14 protein-coding genes are annotated in these 15,240 nt (G+C 69.5%); 2 read left to right on the plus strand and 12 right to left on the minus strand.

Annotation, left to right across the window (positions count from 1 at the left end):
* Positions 1-96: 96 nt before the first annotated feature.
* The 11 genes from smc to G1H11_RS16955 all read right to left on the minus strand — a co-directional run bounded on the left by smc (position 97) and on the right by G1H11_RS16955 (position 13,038).
* Positions 97-3,681, minus strand: a complete 3,585-nt coding sequence (gene smc / locus G1H11_RS16905) for a chromosome segregation protein SMC (protein ID WP_163819776.1) — start codon at positions 3,679-3,681, stop codon at positions 97-99.
* Positions 3,682-4,183: 502 nt separating this feature from the next.
* Positions 4,184-4,387, minus strand: a complete 204-nt coding sequence (locus G1H11_RS16910; RefSeq protein WP_163819777.1) for a hypothetical protein — start codon at positions 4,385-4,387, stop codon at positions 4,184-4,186.
* 214 nt (positions 4,388-4,601) lie between these two features.
* The gene (mutM, locus tag G1H11_RS16915; protein ID WP_163819778.1) at positions 4,602-5,516 is read right to left on the minus strand and encodes a bifunctional DNA-formamidopyrimidine glycosylase/DNA-(apurinic or apyrimidinic site) lyase; all 915 of its coding nucleotides are present in this window, start codon (positions 5,514-5,516) and stop codon (positions 4,602-4,604) included.
* Positions 5,509-6,240, minus strand: a complete 732-nt coding sequence (gene rnc / locus G1H11_RS16920; protein WP_163819779.1) for a ribonuclease III — start codon at positions 6,238-6,240, stop codon at positions 5,509-5,511. The genes mutM and rnc overlap by 8 nt, the downstream gene beginning before the upstream one ends.
* Before the next feature lie 12 nt (positions 6,241-6,252).
* Complete coding sequence (gene rpmF / locus G1H11_RS16925; protein WP_163819780.1) at positions 6,253-6,456, minus strand: 50S ribosomal protein L32; 204 nt, start codon at positions 6,454-6,456, stop codon at positions 6,253-6,255.
* 2 nt (positions 6,457-6,458) lie between these two features.
* Complete coding sequence (locus tag G1H11_RS16930; RefSeq protein ID WP_163819920.1) at positions 6,459-7,049, minus strand: YceD family protein; 591 nt, start codon at positions 7,047-7,049, stop codon at positions 6,459-6,461.
* Between the two features lie 90 nt (positions 7,050-7,139).
* A complete protein-coding gene (locus G1H11_RS16935) occupies positions 7,140-7,715 on the minus strand; it encodes a F0F1 ATP synthase subunit B family protein (protein WP_163819781.1) in 576 nt (191 codons plus the stop codon).
* Positions 7,716-7,825: 110 nt separating this feature from the next.
* Positions 7,826-8,320, minus strand: a complete 495-nt coding sequence (gene coaD / locus G1H11_RS16940; protein WP_163819782.1) for a pantetheine-phosphate adenylyltransferase — start codon at positions 8,318-8,320, stop codon at positions 7,826-7,828.
* 49 nt (positions 8,321-8,369) lie between these two features.
* The gene (rsmD, locus tag G1H11_RS16945) at positions 8,370-8,930 is read right to left on the minus strand and encodes a 16S rRNA (guanine(966)-N(2))-methyltransferase RsmD (protein ID WP_163819783.1); all 561 of its coding nucleotides are present in this window, start codon (positions 8,928-8,930) and stop codon (positions 8,370-8,372) included.
* 86 nt (positions 8,931-9,016) lie between these two features.
* Complete coding sequence (gene recG / locus G1H11_RS16950) at positions 9,017-11,287, minus strand: ATP-dependent DNA helicase RecG (protein WP_163819784.1); 2,271 nt, start codon at positions 11,285-11,287, stop codon at positions 9,017-9,019.
* 41 nt (positions 11,288-11,328) lie between these two features.
* Positions 11,329-13,038: a DAK2 domain-containing protein gene (locus G1H11_RS16955; RefSeq protein WP_216843844.1), complete on the minus strand. Its 1,710-nt coding sequence runs from the start codon at positions 13,036-13,038 to the stop codon at positions 11,329-11,331.
* 254 nt (positions 13,039-13,292) lie between these two features.
* On the opposite strand from G1H11_RS16955, the gene rpmB reads away from it, so the two are divergent.
* The gene (gene rpmB / locus G1H11_RS16960) at positions 13,293-13,478 is read left to right on the plus strand and encodes a 50S ribosomal protein L28 (protein WP_163819786.1); all 186 of its coding nucleotides are present in this window, start codon (positions 13,293-13,295) and stop codon (positions 13,476-13,478) included.
* Between the two features lie 24 nt (positions 13,479-13,502).
* Here rpmB and G1H11_RS16965 read toward each other — a convergent pair whose 3' ends face one another.
* On the minus strand, positions 13,503-13,898 hold the full coding sequence (locus G1H11_RS16965) for a GNAT family N-acetyltransferase (RefSeq protein WP_163819921.1): 396 nt from the start codon (positions 13,896-13,898) through the stop codon (positions 13,503-13,505).
* 306 nt (positions 13,899-14,204) lie between these two features.
* Here G1H11_RS16965 and G1H11_RS16970 point away from each other — a divergent pair, with 306 nt between their 5' ends.
* Complete coding sequence (locus G1H11_RS16970; protein ID WP_163819787.1) at positions 14,205-15,149, plus strand: ribose-phosphate diphosphokinase; 945 nt, start codon at positions 14,205-14,207, stop codon at positions 15,147-15,149.
* The last annotated feature ends 91 nt before the right edge of the window (positions 15,150-15,240 follow it).

The following is a 15,240-nucleotide window of genomic DNA, read 5'->3' on the forward strand; positions in this document are numbered from 1 at the left end:
CCATGTTTTCTCGTGCTTCACCAGGGCTGCAGCCGTGGTGAAGCACGAGAAAACATGGTTTACATGATCATTCGGGGTTCGGGCGGGGTGGTGCGGTCAGGCGGGTTCCGACTCGCGGATGCGCTGACTGATGACCGCGGTGACGCCGTCGCCGCGCATCGACACCCCGTACAACGCGTCGGCGATCTCCATGGTCCGCTTCTGATGGGTGATGACGATCAGCTGGCTGCGTTCCCGCAGCTCCTCGTAGATCGCCAGCAACCGGCCCAGATTGGTGTCGTCGAGCGCGGCCTCGACCTCGTCGAGGATGTAGAACGGGCTGGGGCGGGCCTTGAACAGTGCCACCAGGAACGCCACCGCCACCAGGGAGCGCTCGCCCCCGGAGAGCAGTGACAGCCGCTTCACCTTCTTTCCCGGTGGCCGTGCTTCGACCTCGATCCCCGTGGTAAGCATGTCGTCCGGCTCGGTCAGGACCAGCCTCCCCTCGCCGCCTGGGAACAGGCGCGAGAACACCTGGGCGAACTCCCGGGCGGTGTCCTCGAATGCGCTGGTGAAGACTTCCTGGACACGATCGTCGACCTCCTTGACGATGTCCAGGAGGTCCTTGCGGGTGCGCTTGAGGTCTTCGAGCTGCTCGGCCAGGAACGCGTGCCGCTCTTCCAGCGCCGAGTACTCCTCCAGCGCCAGCGGGTTGACCTTGCCGAGCCTGGCGAGGTCACGCTCGGCCTTACGCAGCCTCTTCTCCTGCTCCTCCCGGACGTAGGGAACACGCCTCTGAGTGGCGGGCTCGTCCTCGGCCGGCGACGACGACTCTTGTGGTTCCGGCGGATCCAGTACCGGCACCTCCAGGTGCGGCCCGTACTCGTCCACCAGCGTGTCCGGCTCGACGCCGAGCTCTTCCAGCGCCTTCGTCTCCAGCGCCTCCACCCGCATCCGGTGCTCGGCCCGGGCCAGCTCGTCGCGGTGGACCGAGGACGTCACCTCTTCCAGTTCCGAAGCGACGGTGCGGCTGCGTTCCCGCTCCGCGGCCAAAGCCGTGTCACGTTCGGCGCGCGCCTGCTCGGCGGAGGCCCTCTCGGCGTCCGCGATCTCCAGCGATACTTCGAGCCGTTCCAGCAGGGTTTCAGCTCCGTGGGCTACCGCCCGAGCGATCTCTGCGCCGCGGGCGCGCCGCATCGCCAGCGCCTGTGCCCGGGCCCTGTTCTGCCGCTCCTCCCGCGCCGAGCGCTCCAGGCTTTCCGCACGCCCAGCCAGAGCCCGTACCCGCTCCTCCCCCGTGCGCAGCGACAGCCTCGCCTCGGTCTCACGCTGCCGCGCGAGACGGACCAGCTCTGTGAGCCGGTCCCGTTCCGCGGTGGACGGCTCGGGGTCGTCGTCGCCGGCATCCTCCGCCGCGGCGAGCCGTTCCTCCAGCGCTTCCAGCCCGGTCAGGTCGCGTTCCCGCGCCTCCTCGGCCTCGCTGACCGCCGCGGCCATCCGCTCGGCTTCCTCGTGCGCGGTCCGGGCGGCGTGGCCCAGCCGGGCGAGTTGTTCCGCGACGGCGGACAGCTCGGCGTCGGACTCGTGCAGCTTGCTCAACGCCGCCGCCTCCGTCGCCGCGGCCTCGTCCCGCCGGCGCACAGCGACCGCCATCTCGCGACGCAACCGCTCGGCCCGGCCGGTGGCCTCGGCCAGCTGGTCAGCCGCTTCATCGACGGCCGCCTGAACCTCGAGCAAGCTCGGTGCGCTCGACGAGCCCCCGTATGCCCGGCCGCGGCCGAGCAGATCTCCGTCACGGGTCACCGCGCACAGCTCGGGGTACTCGGCCACCAACGCCCGCGCGGCGGCAAGGTCCTCGACCGCCACCATGCCTCGCAGAAGGCTGCTCAGCGCCGGACGCAGCTCGGCAGGAGCGTTCACCACGTCCACGACGTACCGCATGCCCGACGGCAGAGAGGTCCAACCGCCGGGGTCGTCATAGGGCGCTCCACCCACCAGCATGCCTGCCCGGCCGAGGTCTTCCTCGCGCAGGAGCCGCAAGGCGCTCACCGCGCCGTCGACGGACTCCACCGCCACCGAGTCCGCGGCCGAACCCAGTGCGGTAGCGACGGTGGCCTCCCAGCCAGGCTCCACCGTGAGCAGCGCCGCAACCGATCCGAGGACGCCCGAGACCCGGTCCGATGCCGCCAGCAGCGCGGCCGCGCCGTCCTTGCGGGACAGGCCGATCTCCAAGGCTTCCTTGCGGGCCGCCAGGGTGGCCCGCTCGCGCTCCGCCGCGCGCTCCTGCTCCTGCAAGGACGCCAGCGCTTCCTCCGCGGCCTCCAAGGCGGAAGCCGCACGCTCGTGTTCGGCGTCAAGACCCTCCTCACCCACCGACAGCCCGGCGATGGTGGTCTCCAACGCGGTGAACTCCCGCTCGGCCTCCGCGGCTCGGGTGATTGCAGCCTCGCGGGCGGCCGTGGCCCTGGTCAGCTCGGCTTCCGAGTCCGCGACCCGCCGCCGCAGCCCCTCCAGCTGACCGGACAAGCGGGCCACGCCCTCGCGACGATCCGCGGCGGCGCGGACGAGCGCCGCCAGTCTGGCCTCCTCCGCCTCCGCGGCGTCCTCGGCCTGTTCCCGCTCCGCGATCGCGGTATCCAGAGTGTCCCGGGCGAGGTCGATCTGCTCGGCGAGCTCGCCCTCCTGCTCTCGGACAGCGACAGCCTCTGCCTCGAGTTCGTCCGGGTTGCGCCCGGTGGGCACGGTGTCGTCGGCTGCCGCGAGGTGCCTGGCGCGTTCGGCGGCGAGCGACGCCGTGCCACGAACGCGCTCCCGCAGGCCGGACAGTCCGAACCACGACTCTTGAGCCCGGGCGAGCAACGGCGCGGCCTCCCTGACCTCGGCTTCCAGCCTGGCCTCCGCGGCACGAGCCCGATCCAGCGCCTGGGTCAGCTCGGCCTGCCGGGTCTTGAGTGCGGTCTCGTCGGCGACCTCTTGCTCCAGGTTGGCCCGGGCCTGCACCAGATCGTCCGCGAGCAGCCTCAGCCGCGCGTCACGCAGGTCGGCCTGGATGGTGACGGCTCGCCGGGCGAGCTCGGCCTGCCTGCCGAGCGGACCCAGCTGGCGGCGCAGTTCGGAGGTGAGGTCCTGCAGACGGGTCAGATTCGCCTGCATGGCCTCCAGCTTGCGCAGCGCCTTCTCTTTGCGTTTGCGGTGCTTGAGGACACCGGCGGCCTCCTCGATGAAACCCCGGCGGCCCTCGGGCGTGGCGGCGAGCACGCCGTCGAGCTGTCCCTGTCCGACGATCACATGCATCTCGCGGCCGATGCCCGAGTCCGACAACAGTTCCTGAACGTCGAGCAGCCGGCAGCCCTGGCCGTTGATGGAGTACTCCGATCCGCCGTTGCGGAACATCGTCCGCGAGATCGTCACCTCGGAGTACTCGATGGGGAGCGCGCCGTCGGCGTTGTCGATGGTGAGCACCACCTCGGCCCGGCCCAGGGCGGGGCGCCCGGACGTGCCGGCGAAGATCACGTCCTCCATCTTGCCGCCGCGCAGGCTCTTCGCACCCTGCTCGCCCATGACCCACGCAAGCGCATCCACGACGTTGGACTTGCCCGAGCCGTTAGGCCCGACGACGCAGGTGATCCCAGGCTCCAGATGCAGCGTGGTGGACGAGGCGAAGGACTTGAACCCCCGCAGCGTCAAGCTCTTCAAATGCACCGGACTACTCTCCTCCTACCTGGCGTGTGCCTGCCAGGTCGTGCCCCCGCACGAGCAGTTTCATGGGCGACGCGCACATCCGACGGCGACCCGGGGCACGCCTTCTGCCCTGCGCCCGGCCGGTGGGCCGGAGCCGATCTCTTGCGCGTACCCACGGGTGAACAGCCTGCCAGAGTTGCCATCGGAAGATGGTGGTCAGACTACAACCTGGAATCCGCCGGCGCCGGCATATCGGCCGCGTTCGCCCATGTCGGCACGTGTCGGCGTCGAAACCACCAGAACAGGCGGGCAGAAGCCGCCTAGCCCGGCGTTGGACAGCCCGCCAGGATGCCGGCACACGACACCGGATCTGGATTCGCGAGAACGAGTAGCTCGGTGTGTGATTCTCGGTATTCGGGAGAGCCACCCTGTGCCGCCACTCAGTGAGCAGCGGCAGTCGGGTGCTGCCAGCAAGGCCTCAGATGAGCCCTGCTGAGTCGGCGGCCACCGGCCGCCTGGTGAGTCAGGTCAGTGCGGGTTCGCGGACCGTGGAATCGTCGAGGACCAGCCTCTCGTGATCGAGGTCGGCCTGGGCCAGGTCGGCGTTCGCCGCCTGGAGCCTGCCTACCTCGGCCTCGAGGTCGGTGATACGGCGGCGAAGCCTCTGTACCTCAGTGACGAGCCGCGGATCCGGGCCCCCCACATGTCCCAACAGCGCCTTTGCCATCGCTGGTGCCCTCCACAGGCTCAATTCTCAAGTATGATTCATGACCGCTGCGCGACCGATGCCTGGCTGGAAACAGCACAATAGGCATACGACTCCGCTGCAACACTTCTAGCATCTCATCCGGCCCCACCCCCGGTCAAGGCGACAGTAGACACAGGGAGACTCAACCCTGGCCACTGCCGCACCAGTCCGGCGGCGACTCGGCGAGTGGCCGTCACCAGCGAGCACGGCGCGGGCGGGGCTGGCACCGCGGACACGTGAACGACGAGCGGTTCATGAACGGATCGCGGCGGATCTGCGCTCCACAACGGCGGCACTCCTGCCCCTCGCGGCCGTAGACCTGCAGCGAACGGTCGAAGTAGCCGCTCTCGCCGTTGACGTTCACGTAAAGGCTGTCGAACGAGGTGCCACCTTCGGCGAGCGCCGCCTGCATCACCGCCTGAACCGCGCCGATCAGCTCGGCGATCTCGGCGGAGCGCAAGGTCTCGGTGGGGCGCGCGTAATGCAGGCGGGCTCGCCAGAGCGCCTCGTCGGCGTAGATGTTGCCGACGCCGGAGATGAGCGACTGATCCAGCAATGCACGTTTCACGCCCGTACGACGCCGGCGCAGGGCACGCGCGAACACCTCGACCCGGAACGCCGCCTCCAATGGATCCAGCGCGATGTGCGCGATCTCGATCGGCACCCCGGCCTCATCAACGGGGTGTACGGCGAGCCCGCCGAAGGTGCGCTGGTCCACGAAACGCAGCTGCGGGCCGTCGTCATCGAAGACGAAGCGGACCCGCAGATGAGGGCCGTCCGGTATCGTCGCAGGCTGCATCAGCAACTGCCCGCTCATGCCGAGGTGCCCGAGGACGGCTCGCTGGGGTACAGCGGCGGCAGGAATCGCGCCGTCGGCCGGTGGGCCTGGCGTCACGGCCGGATCGTCCAGCGCGAGCCATACATACTTGCCGCGTCGGCGCACCGAGACGACCAGAGCGCCTGCAAGGGAACTGGCGAACTCGTCCGGACCGGCGACGTGCCGGCGCACCGCTCGCGGATGAAGGACCTCGACCCGCGAGATACGCCGCCCCACGACGTGCGCTTCCAGGCCACGCCGGACAACCTCGACCTCCGGCAGCTCAGGCACGGTCGGACGACGCGTTGTCCAAGGCCTCCCCGGCCTGCGTGTTCAGCGTGCTCCACGCGAGCTCCGCGGCGTTCGCCTCGGCTTCCTTCTTGCTGCGGCCCTGGCCCGTACCGTGCACGACGCCACCGAGGAGCACGTGCGCGGTGAAGATCTTCTCGTGGTCCGGGCCCTCCTCCGTCACCTGGTACTCAGGAACCCCGAGTGACTGGCGAGAAGTGAACTCCTGCAGCGAGGTCTTCCAGTCCAGGCCGGCGCCCAGGGTGGCCGAGACGTCGATCAGGTCGTCGACGAGCCGGTGCACAAGCGCTGTGGCGTCGGCCATGCCCCGGTCGACGTAGACGGCGCCGATGAGCGCCTCAACAGTGTCGGCGAGGATCGACGCCTTGTCCCTGCCCCCGGTGGTCTCTTCGCCCCTGCCTAGGCGGAGGAACTCCCCCAGGTGCAGGGAACGTCCGACACCCGCCAGGGCGCGCATGTTGACCACCGCGGCGCGCAGCTTGGCGAGCTGCCCTTCGGACAGGTCGGGATGGCGCCGGTAGAGGTCGTCGGTCACCACCAGGCCCAGCACGGAGTCCCCGAGGAACTCGAGCCGTTCGTTGGTGGGTAGGCCGCCGTGCTCGTAGGCGTACGAGCGGTGGGTGAGTGCCTGCTCCAGCAGACTCGCGTCGACCGGCAAGCCTAGGCGGGCTTCGAGCTCGGAGAGTGCCTTCGGCTCAGCCGTCATGGTGGTTGCCGATCAGGCGTCGCCCACCTGACGCCCGTTGTACTCGCGGAACAGCTCAGTGCCCTGCGAGTCCTCGACGACGTGCGCGCGATGGGCCACGACCCACGTGGTGCGACCGTTCACGGTGCGCCGCTGGATCTGCGGAACCTTCGCCTTCCACTGCGAGCGGCGGTGGCGGGTGTTGCTGCGGGACATCTTGCGCTTGGGGACGGCCACGGCTATTTCTCCTCCGTCGGGCCGGCCCCCGAGGAGCCGGACTCGTTCGTCTGTTCGGCGAGCAGCTCGGCCAGAGCCGCCCACCGTGGATCGGTCGTGTCATGTTCGTGAGAAGGGTCGTCCGCGAGCCGCGCCCCGCAATCGGAGCACAGACCCGGACAGTCTTCCCTGCAGACCGGAGCCAGCGGCAGTGCCAGCACCACCGCGTCGCGAACCGGCTGCTCGAGGTCGATCAAGTCGTCGACGACGTACAGATCGGCCTCGGCCTCAGGATCGTCCTCGTCCGGCGAATACGCGTACAGCTCCTGGAGGTCGACCGTGATCTCGTCCTCGATCGGATCCAGGCACCGCGCGCACTCTCCGGTCACCGGCGCCTGTGCGGTGCCGGTGACGAGCACACCCTCCATGACCGCTTCGAGCCGCAGACGCAACTCGACCTCGGCCGCTTCGGGCACCCCGACCACTCCTTCAAGGCCGATCCCGGCCGGTGCCCGCACATCACGACTGACCTTGCGCATCGTTCCAGGCCGCCGTCCGAGCTCGTGAATATCGAGCACGAACGGTGCGCGCGGATCGAGGGCGCTCAGGGCAATCAACTCTCGTACTACAGTGCGGGCAGACCGATCTCAGCCTCGTCGGGAGGCCGTCCACCAGGGTACTAGACCGACCCCGATGCGCCAACTTCAGCCTTGTCCGGTCTTCTCGCCGCCCGCGTTGTCGCTGTCCGCCTCGCCGAGTTCCGCCAGATCGCCGATGTCCGGGTCGTCATCGAACCCGGCACCCTCGGCCCTCGCCGCCGCCAGCTCTTCGTACGGGCCGACTCTGCGCAGCTGTTCACGGCCCTCCCGCACGGTGCTGACGATCCTCTCGGCGACCACCTCCACGTGGGCGAGCTTCGCGTCGACGTGATCGTCGAGCGCCCCGCGCATCGCCTCGAGCTCGCGCTGGGTCTGCTCCAATGTGCGCCCGCGCTCCCGCCGGGCCTCGACCAGCACAGTGTGGTCTCCGACCAGGCGTGCCTGCTCCGCCCGCGCATCAGCGATGATCTTCGAAGCGTGTGCCCGGGCCTCCTCCAGCAGTTCCTCGCGCTGGGTGATCACGGTGTCCGCCGCCGACAGGCTCTCCGGCAGCATCTCGCGCACTTGCTCGATGAGGTCCAGGACGTCGGTCTTGTTCACGATCGCCGACGACGACATCGGCATGGTCCTGGCCGAACCGACCAAGTCCGCCAACTGATCCAGCTTCTTGTGAATCTCCACGTGTCTCCCCCTACTTCGCGGCCCAGCACCCTCCGGACCGGTTGAAGCCTGGCCTCCCCTTCCCGGCGTCGTGCTCGACTCGGCGCTGAGGAAGAGGCCTGTAGATCACGTTACCGGGTCGGAGTCGCGCCGTCTCCGAAAAGTCTGCTGAGCCGCTCCTGCACGGGCGGCGGCACGAGTCCGGTGACGTCGCCACCGTGCGAGGCGACCTCCTTGACCAGGCTCGAGGAGAGATAGGAGTACTCGGGGTTGGTGGCGACGAAGAACGTCTCCAGCCCGGTCAGCCGGTGGTTCATCTGGGCCATGGACAGCTCGTAGTCGAAGTCCGTTATGGCGCGCAGACCCCTGACCACCACGGGGATCTCGTGCTGGCGCGCGAAGTCCACCAGGAGGCCTTGAAAGCTCTCGATCCGCACGTTGGGGAACCCGGAGCAGACATCCTCGAGGATGCCGATCCGCTCGTCGAGACCGAACAGTCCCTTCTTCGACACGTTCACGAGCACGGCGACGACGACCTCGTCGAACAGCCCGGCGGCGCGCTCGATGACGTCCAGGTGGCCATGGGTCACCGGGTCGAACGACCCGGGGCAGACGCAGCGCCGCAACCGTACCTCCGAAGCTCTCGATCACCTGTGAGCACGCGGTCCCGTGACCTCATGACGTTCCGGCCGCGCGACCGTACCAGAGCACCGTCTCGCCATATCTGCGTTCGCGCAACCCACTCACCCCTTCTGGCCAGCGCAGCGGCTCGCTTCGGCGGTCCCGTTCGACGACGACGACGGCCCCCGGAGCGAGGGACCTGCCGGCGAGGCCGGCCAGGATCGCACTGACGTCGGCAGAAGCCACACTGTACGGAGGATCGGCCACGACCAGGTCATAGACGTCAGTACCGGGTGCTGCACGCTCGGCGCGGTCGTGCACGACCACCGCACCAGGCAAGCCCACGGCGGCCACATTGGCGCGGACCACCCGGACCGCGCGGGCGTCGGACTCGACCAGTGTGACCTTCGCCGCACCCCGGGACAGCGCCTCCAGACCGAGGGCGCCGCTGCCGGCGTACAGATCCAACACCCGGATGCCACTGAAGCCGCCGAGCAGGGACTCCAGCGAGGAGAACATCGCCTCGCGCACCCTGTCCGCCGTGGGCCTCGTCGTCGTTCCCGGCGGCACCTTCAACCGTCGCCCGCGTGCCGCTCCGGCCACGACCCTCGTCACAGCTCTCTCCCCTCCATCCCCATGATCATTGACGATCGACCGCCTCATGGCACGATCAATCGTCGATGATCACGGGCGTGCGCTGGTCAGCCCTTGTCGATGTAGTCCTCGTCCTGGGCGGCGAGGGCAGCGGCGATCGCCTTCGCCAGTTCGGGATGCTCGCGAAGCTCAGGGTCGCCTGACACGACCTTCCCGGCGTCCTCCCGAGCGTCGCGAATCACGTCCTCGTCACGGATCACCCGCAGGAACTTCAGGCTCGAGCGGCGCCCGGACTGGGCCGCTCCGAGGACGTCACCCTCGCGACGATGCTCCAGGTCCACCCGGGCCAGCTCGAATCCGTCCCTGGTGGCCGCCACCGCGTCCAGGCGGCTGCGCGCCGGCGAGCCCGGCTCCGCCTCGGTGACCAGCAGACATACCCCCGGGATGGACCCACGCCCGATGCGCCCGCGAAGCTGATGCAGTTGAGACACGCCGAACCGGTCGGCGTCGACGATCACCATCATGGCCGCCGTCGCCACGTCGACACCGACCTCCACCACCGTGGTAGCCATGAGCACCGGTGCCTTTCCACTGGAGAAGCGCCGCATCGCCGCCTCCTTGGCTTCCGGGCCCAGCCGGCCGTGCAGGATCTCGGTCTCCACCCCGGCGAGCGGCCCCGAGCGCAGTATCTCCGCGAGCTCGAGTAGTGCGGCGGGGCGGCGGCGCTCGCCGGCGGGGCCACCTGCCGGCCCGGCGGTGGACCCGGGCGTGCCCACGGCGCCGGGCCCGTCGACGTCCGGATCCGGTGCGTCCATGTCGTCGCCGTCTGCCACCCCCATGGCCGAGGCGTCGTCGAACTCGTCGCCGATCCGTGGGCAGACGATGTAGACCCCGTGACCGGCTTCGGCCTCCTCCCGCACCCGCTCCCAGGCCCGGTCCAGGAAATGCGGCTTGTCCCGCACGGGCACGACGTGCGTCACGACGTCGGCCCGGCCGGCCGGAATCTCGGACAGCGTGGAGATCTCCAGGTCACCGAAGACCGTCATCGCGACCGTGCGCGGAATGGGAGTGGCCGTCATCACCAGAACGTGCGGCCTGGTGCCGTTGCGGCTCTTCGCCGTCAGCGCGGCTCGCTGCTCCACCCCGAAGCGGTGCTGCTCGTCGATGACGACCATGCCGAGGTCGAAGAACTGCACCCGCTCCTCGAGCAGGGCATGCGTGCCCACGACGATCCCCGCATCGCCGACGCCGATGTCGAGCAGGGCTTCCCGGCGTGCCGCCGCGGGCATCGACCCGGTGACGAGCGCCACGCGCGTACCGATGTCCAGCCCGCCCAGCATGCCGCGTTGCGCCAGCGGCCCGAGAAGCTCCATCAAGGACCGGTGATGTTGCTGTGCCAGCACCTCGGTTGGTGCCAGCAGCGCCGCCTGCCCACCGGAGTCAACCACCGAGAGCATCGCCCGCAGTGCGACGACGGTCTTGCCCGCGCCGACCTCACCCTGCAGGAGCCGGTGCATGGGATGGTCGCGAGCCAGGTCTTCGGCGATGACCGCACCGATCCGGCGCTGACCCTCGGTGAGCTCGAACGGCAGCTGCGCGTCGAGCGCCTCGAGCACGCCGCCGGGTGTGGCGACGCGGGGCTGGGCGGGCAGCGCCGCCGTCGACGCGCGGCGCCGCGCCAGTTCCGCCTGGAGGACGAACGCCTCCTCGTAGCGCAACCGCTCTCTGGCCTGCATAGCCCGGCGCATGTCCGCCGGGCGGTGTACGGCGTGGAACGTCTCCGCCAGAGCGGGAAGCCGGCGGGCGCGCAGTATCTCGTGCGGGATGGGATCCGCGATGTCCGGCAGCTGGTCGAGAAGAACGCTGATGCACTTCTCGATCCGCCACGACGCGAGACGCTTGGTCGCCGGGTAGACGGGAATGATCGCCTCGGCGTACTTCTCGGCCGCCGTGTGAATGTCCGAGCTGTCGTCGTCGAACAGCTTGTACTCGGGATGAGCCAGTTGCCGGACGCCGCGGAAGCTGCCGACCTTCCCTGCGAACAGGCCGATCCGTTGAGGACGCAGCTTCTCCTCGTGCCACGGCTGGTTGAAGAACGTCAGGTGCAGCTCACCGGTCCCGTCCGTGACCACCGCCTCGACGATGGATCCCCGCCGGTTGCGCATGGTGCGCTTGCGCACCTCTTTCACCATGGCGAGGACCGTGACCTGCTCGTCCTCATGCAGCGAGCTGAGTTCGGTGAGCTCTCCCCGCTCGATGTAGCGCCGCGGATAGAAGCGAAGCAGATCCTCCACCGTGCGCAGCTTCAGCTCCTTGGCCAGCGCCTTGGCCGTCTTGTCACCGACAGCGACGTCGAGATCCCAGTGAAGCTCGACCATCACCGCGCGCCTGTGGCTCGTGCGACACCTGCCCGCATCTTCTACTCCACTCCCAGTAGCAACGGATAGCGAGGCTGCCCGCCCTCATAGACGACCGTATCCGCTTCCGGATGCTCGCCGCGGACCCACTCCCGCACGCCTGCTGCCAGCGCCGGATCCGCGCCGGCGCCCGTGACCACCGTGACGAGCTCCCCTCCCGCGGAGAGCATGCGGCGGACCACCTCGATCGCCACGGCGAGAAGGTCCGACCCGATCACCGCGAAATCGCCTTCGACCACGCCGAGGACGTCGCCCGGCTGGCAGATGCCGGCCATCGTCACCGCTTCGCGCGACGCGACGGTCACCGCGCCGTGCCGGGCATGCGCGGCAGCCGTCGTCATCGCCACGACATCCGCGTCGAAGCTTCGGCCCGGCTCGTGCACCGCCATGGCCGCCAGGCCCTGCACCTGGGTGATGGTCGGCAGGACCGCTACCCGGCGTCCCGCCGTGCGCAACTCCGCCGCGGCCGCCTCGGCGACCGGCACCGCGTCGCGCTCGTTCGGCAGCAGCACCACCTCGCCCGCCGGCTCGTCGCCCACCGCGGCAAGCATCTCCGCCGTCGACGGCCGGTGACCGACAGGCGTGGAGGCGACGACGGCACCGGCTGAGGCGAACAGCGCGGCCAGCCCGGGGCCCGCCGCGAACGCCACGATCACTCGCCCTCCCCCGAGGCCAGCCGGCGGGTCGGCTGGCAGGGCAAGGAGGTACGTGATGCCGATCCGATGCGGGCGGCCGGCTTCGATACCCGCTTCGATCGCCGCGCCGGCGTCGTCTACGTGCACATGAACGTTCCACTCGCCGTCGCCGCCAACGACGACGAGTGAGTCACCCAGGGCGGCGAGGGTCTCCCGCAGACCGGGTATCCGCTCGTCAGGAGCGTCCAGCAGATACATCACCTCGTAGGCGGGGCCGGGCGCGCCGGGGCCGGGCAGCTCGCGCTCGTGTGACGCGGGCCTCGTGGCGGACGTGTCGTCGCCGGACGGACCTCCCGGTTCGGCCACGTCGGGAAGCCGGACCACCCTGCGCGTCGCCGGCACCGGAACGTGGTGCTCACCGACGCGGCGGGGTTCGGGAAGCTCCCGCCGGCCGGTCAGGACAGTGTCGAAGGCATCCAGCAGCACGGTCAGTCCCCGGCCACCCGCATCCACCACGCCCGCCTCGCGCAGCACTGCGAGCTGTTCCGGGGTCTTCGCCAGAGCCTGCCGCCCGGCCCGGGCAGCCGCCAGCGCTACGCCGGGCAGCCCTGCCGGTTCAACCTCGAGATGCCACTGTGCACCGGCCGCGGCGGCGCGGGCCACCGAGAGGATCGTGCCCTCCACCGGCTCGTGCACCGCCGCATAGGCGGCGTCGGCGGCCTGGTTCAGCGCATCCGCCAGCGCCCGGCCGTCCTCGAGTATGGTGCCTGGACGCCCGAACACCTCCGCCACCGCACGCAGCATCTGGGCCACGATGATCCCGGAGTTGCCCCGGGCACCGAGCAGGGCACCGCGGGCCATCGCCTCCACCACCGCGCCGGAGCCGGCGTCCGGAGCGCACGCGTCGGCCGCGGCCATCGCCGATTCCATCGTGAGATAGAGGTTGGTTCCGGTGTCGCCGTCCGGTACCGGATAGACGTTGAGGGCATCGATCTCCTCGCGCGCCAGCGCCAGGCCGTCGAGGCCGGCACGGCACCAGCGGCGAACGATGTCGGCATCCGGGACCTGCTGCTTCACACCCACCTCCTCCTCGGCGATCTCACGGCTGGTCCTGTCGGTGGAGCGTACCGAACCTGGCGGCCGGTCCGTCTCGGAACGACCACCTCGAGGCTCGCCGAGGCATCGGCTACCATCGGGCGTGGGCTCGGGGGTGTTGGTTTGGGTTTGCGCCCGTCAACCGGTACCCTAGAGCGGTTGCCTGAGTCGCGGCGGTCGTCGTCGTGCGGGGCACGTCCATCGTTCCTGACACTTCACATCCGTAGGAGTAACCCGTGGCTGCCAATTGCGACGTCTGCGGCAAAGGCCCGGGCTTCGGCAACAAGATCTCGCACTCGCACCGCCGGACCCCGCGCCGTTGGAACCCCAACATCCAGACGGTGCGGACCGTCGTCGGCGGGACCCCCAAGAAGGTCAACGCCTGCACCTCGTGCATCAAGGCCGGCAAGGTCGTTCGCTGATCTCCTCCAGCACCGCGGGCTGGCTCACAGCATCTGCTTGAATCCGATGTGGGTCGCCTCGAACCCGAGTTTCTCGTAAAACCGGTGCGCGTTGGTCCGGCGCGCATCGGTAGTCAACTGAACGAGCGCGGCGCCGCGGCGCCGCGCTTCTTCTATTGCGTGCCTGATCAGCTGGCTCCCTAGTCCTGAACCACGCGCCGACGAGTGGACCCGCACCGCCTCGATCAGGGCCCGGGTGGCCGCCCGGCGGGAAAGCCCGGGGATCAGCGTCAACTGCAGCGTGCCCACCAGCACACCGCCGCGTTCCGCCACGATCAGCAGCTGCCGCGGGTCGGCGTCGATCTCCTTGAACACGCCGGCGTAGAGGTCCAGGCTGTCGACCGCTTCCCTGGCGGCTCCCAGCTCGTCGTCGGCGAGCATCGCCACGATTCCGGGGACGTCGTCGGCGACGGCAGCCCTGAAAACAACGCGTTCCTCACCGCCGCTGCCGACCGGCACGTTCGGTTCGCCCGTGACGTCGTTGTGTCGCACGGCAACACGGTACCGGCCGCGCGTGCGTGCCCTACCGCCGCCGCCGTCGCCGCTCGCCCGGTCACCGCACCCGGCCCACTTCCGCCCCTCCCCCGGCCCGCCCGCTATGCCAGGTGCGCGGGGCCGACGACGCGTGGGGTGTGACATGATTTCGAGCTGTAGGTCGCGACGTCGCCGGAGAGTTGACACCCATTCATGCGAAGCATCGCCGTCTTCAGCGGAAGCGCCCACCCGGATCTCGCCGCGGAGATCTGCTCCCACCTCGGCGTGCGGCTCTCGCCGGTGCGGGTTCAGCGTTTCGCCAATGACTGCATGGAGGTTCAGCTCCAGGCCAACTGCCGCGAGCACGACGTCTTCATCATCCAGCCGATCGTTCCGCCGGTGCAGGAGAACCTGGTCGAACTACTGCTGATGCTCGACGCGGCACGCGGTGCCTCGGCGGCCCGGACCACCGTGGTCATGCCCCACTACGCGTACGCGCGCTCGGACAAGAAGGACGCGCCACGCATCTCCATCGGAGGCCGGCTGGTCGCCGACCTGATGGTCACGGCCGGCGCAGACCGGGTGCTGGCGATGACGTTGCATTCGCCGCAGGTGCACGGGTTCTTCAGCGTGCCCGTCGACCAGCTGCACGCGCTGCGGGAACTGGCCGGCCACTTCCGCGACGGCGACCTGTCGAACACGGTGGTGGTCTCCCCCGACCTCGGCAACGCCAAGCCCGCGTCCGCCTTCGCCCGGCTGCTGGGCGTGCCCGTGGCAGCCGGCGCCAAACAGCGTTTCGCCGACGACCGAGTCGCCATCAGTGCGATCATCGGCGACGTCGCCGGGCGCGACATCATTGTCCTTGATGACGAGATCGCCAAGGGCAGCACGGTGATCGAGCTGATCAGCCGGCTGCGTGAGCAGGGCGTGAAGTCGATCCGGATCGCCTGCACACACGGCCTGTTCACCGACAAGGCGGTGGAACGGCTCGGCGAGCTCGAGGACGTCCACGAGATCGTCTCCACCAACACCGTCCCCATTCCGGAGACCGAGCATCATCCGAAACTGCAGGTGCTGTCAGTGGCGTCCCAGTTCGCCGAGGCGATCAGGCGCATCCACAACGGCGAATCCGTCAGCGCCCTGTTCCACGACTCCTGACCACCTCACCGCCACAACCCCTGGCATGGGTTAGGGTCGCGATTCCCGCCGATTTCGGGCCGAATCACGACCACAACCCCTGGCATGCGGT

The organism is Phytoactinopolyspora alkaliphila (assembly GCF_010550695.1).
In the GTDB taxonomy this organism is placed as follows: domain Bacteria; phylum Actinomycetota; class Actinomycetes; order Jiangellales; family Jiangellaceae; genus Phytoactinopolyspora; species Phytoactinopolyspora alkaliphila.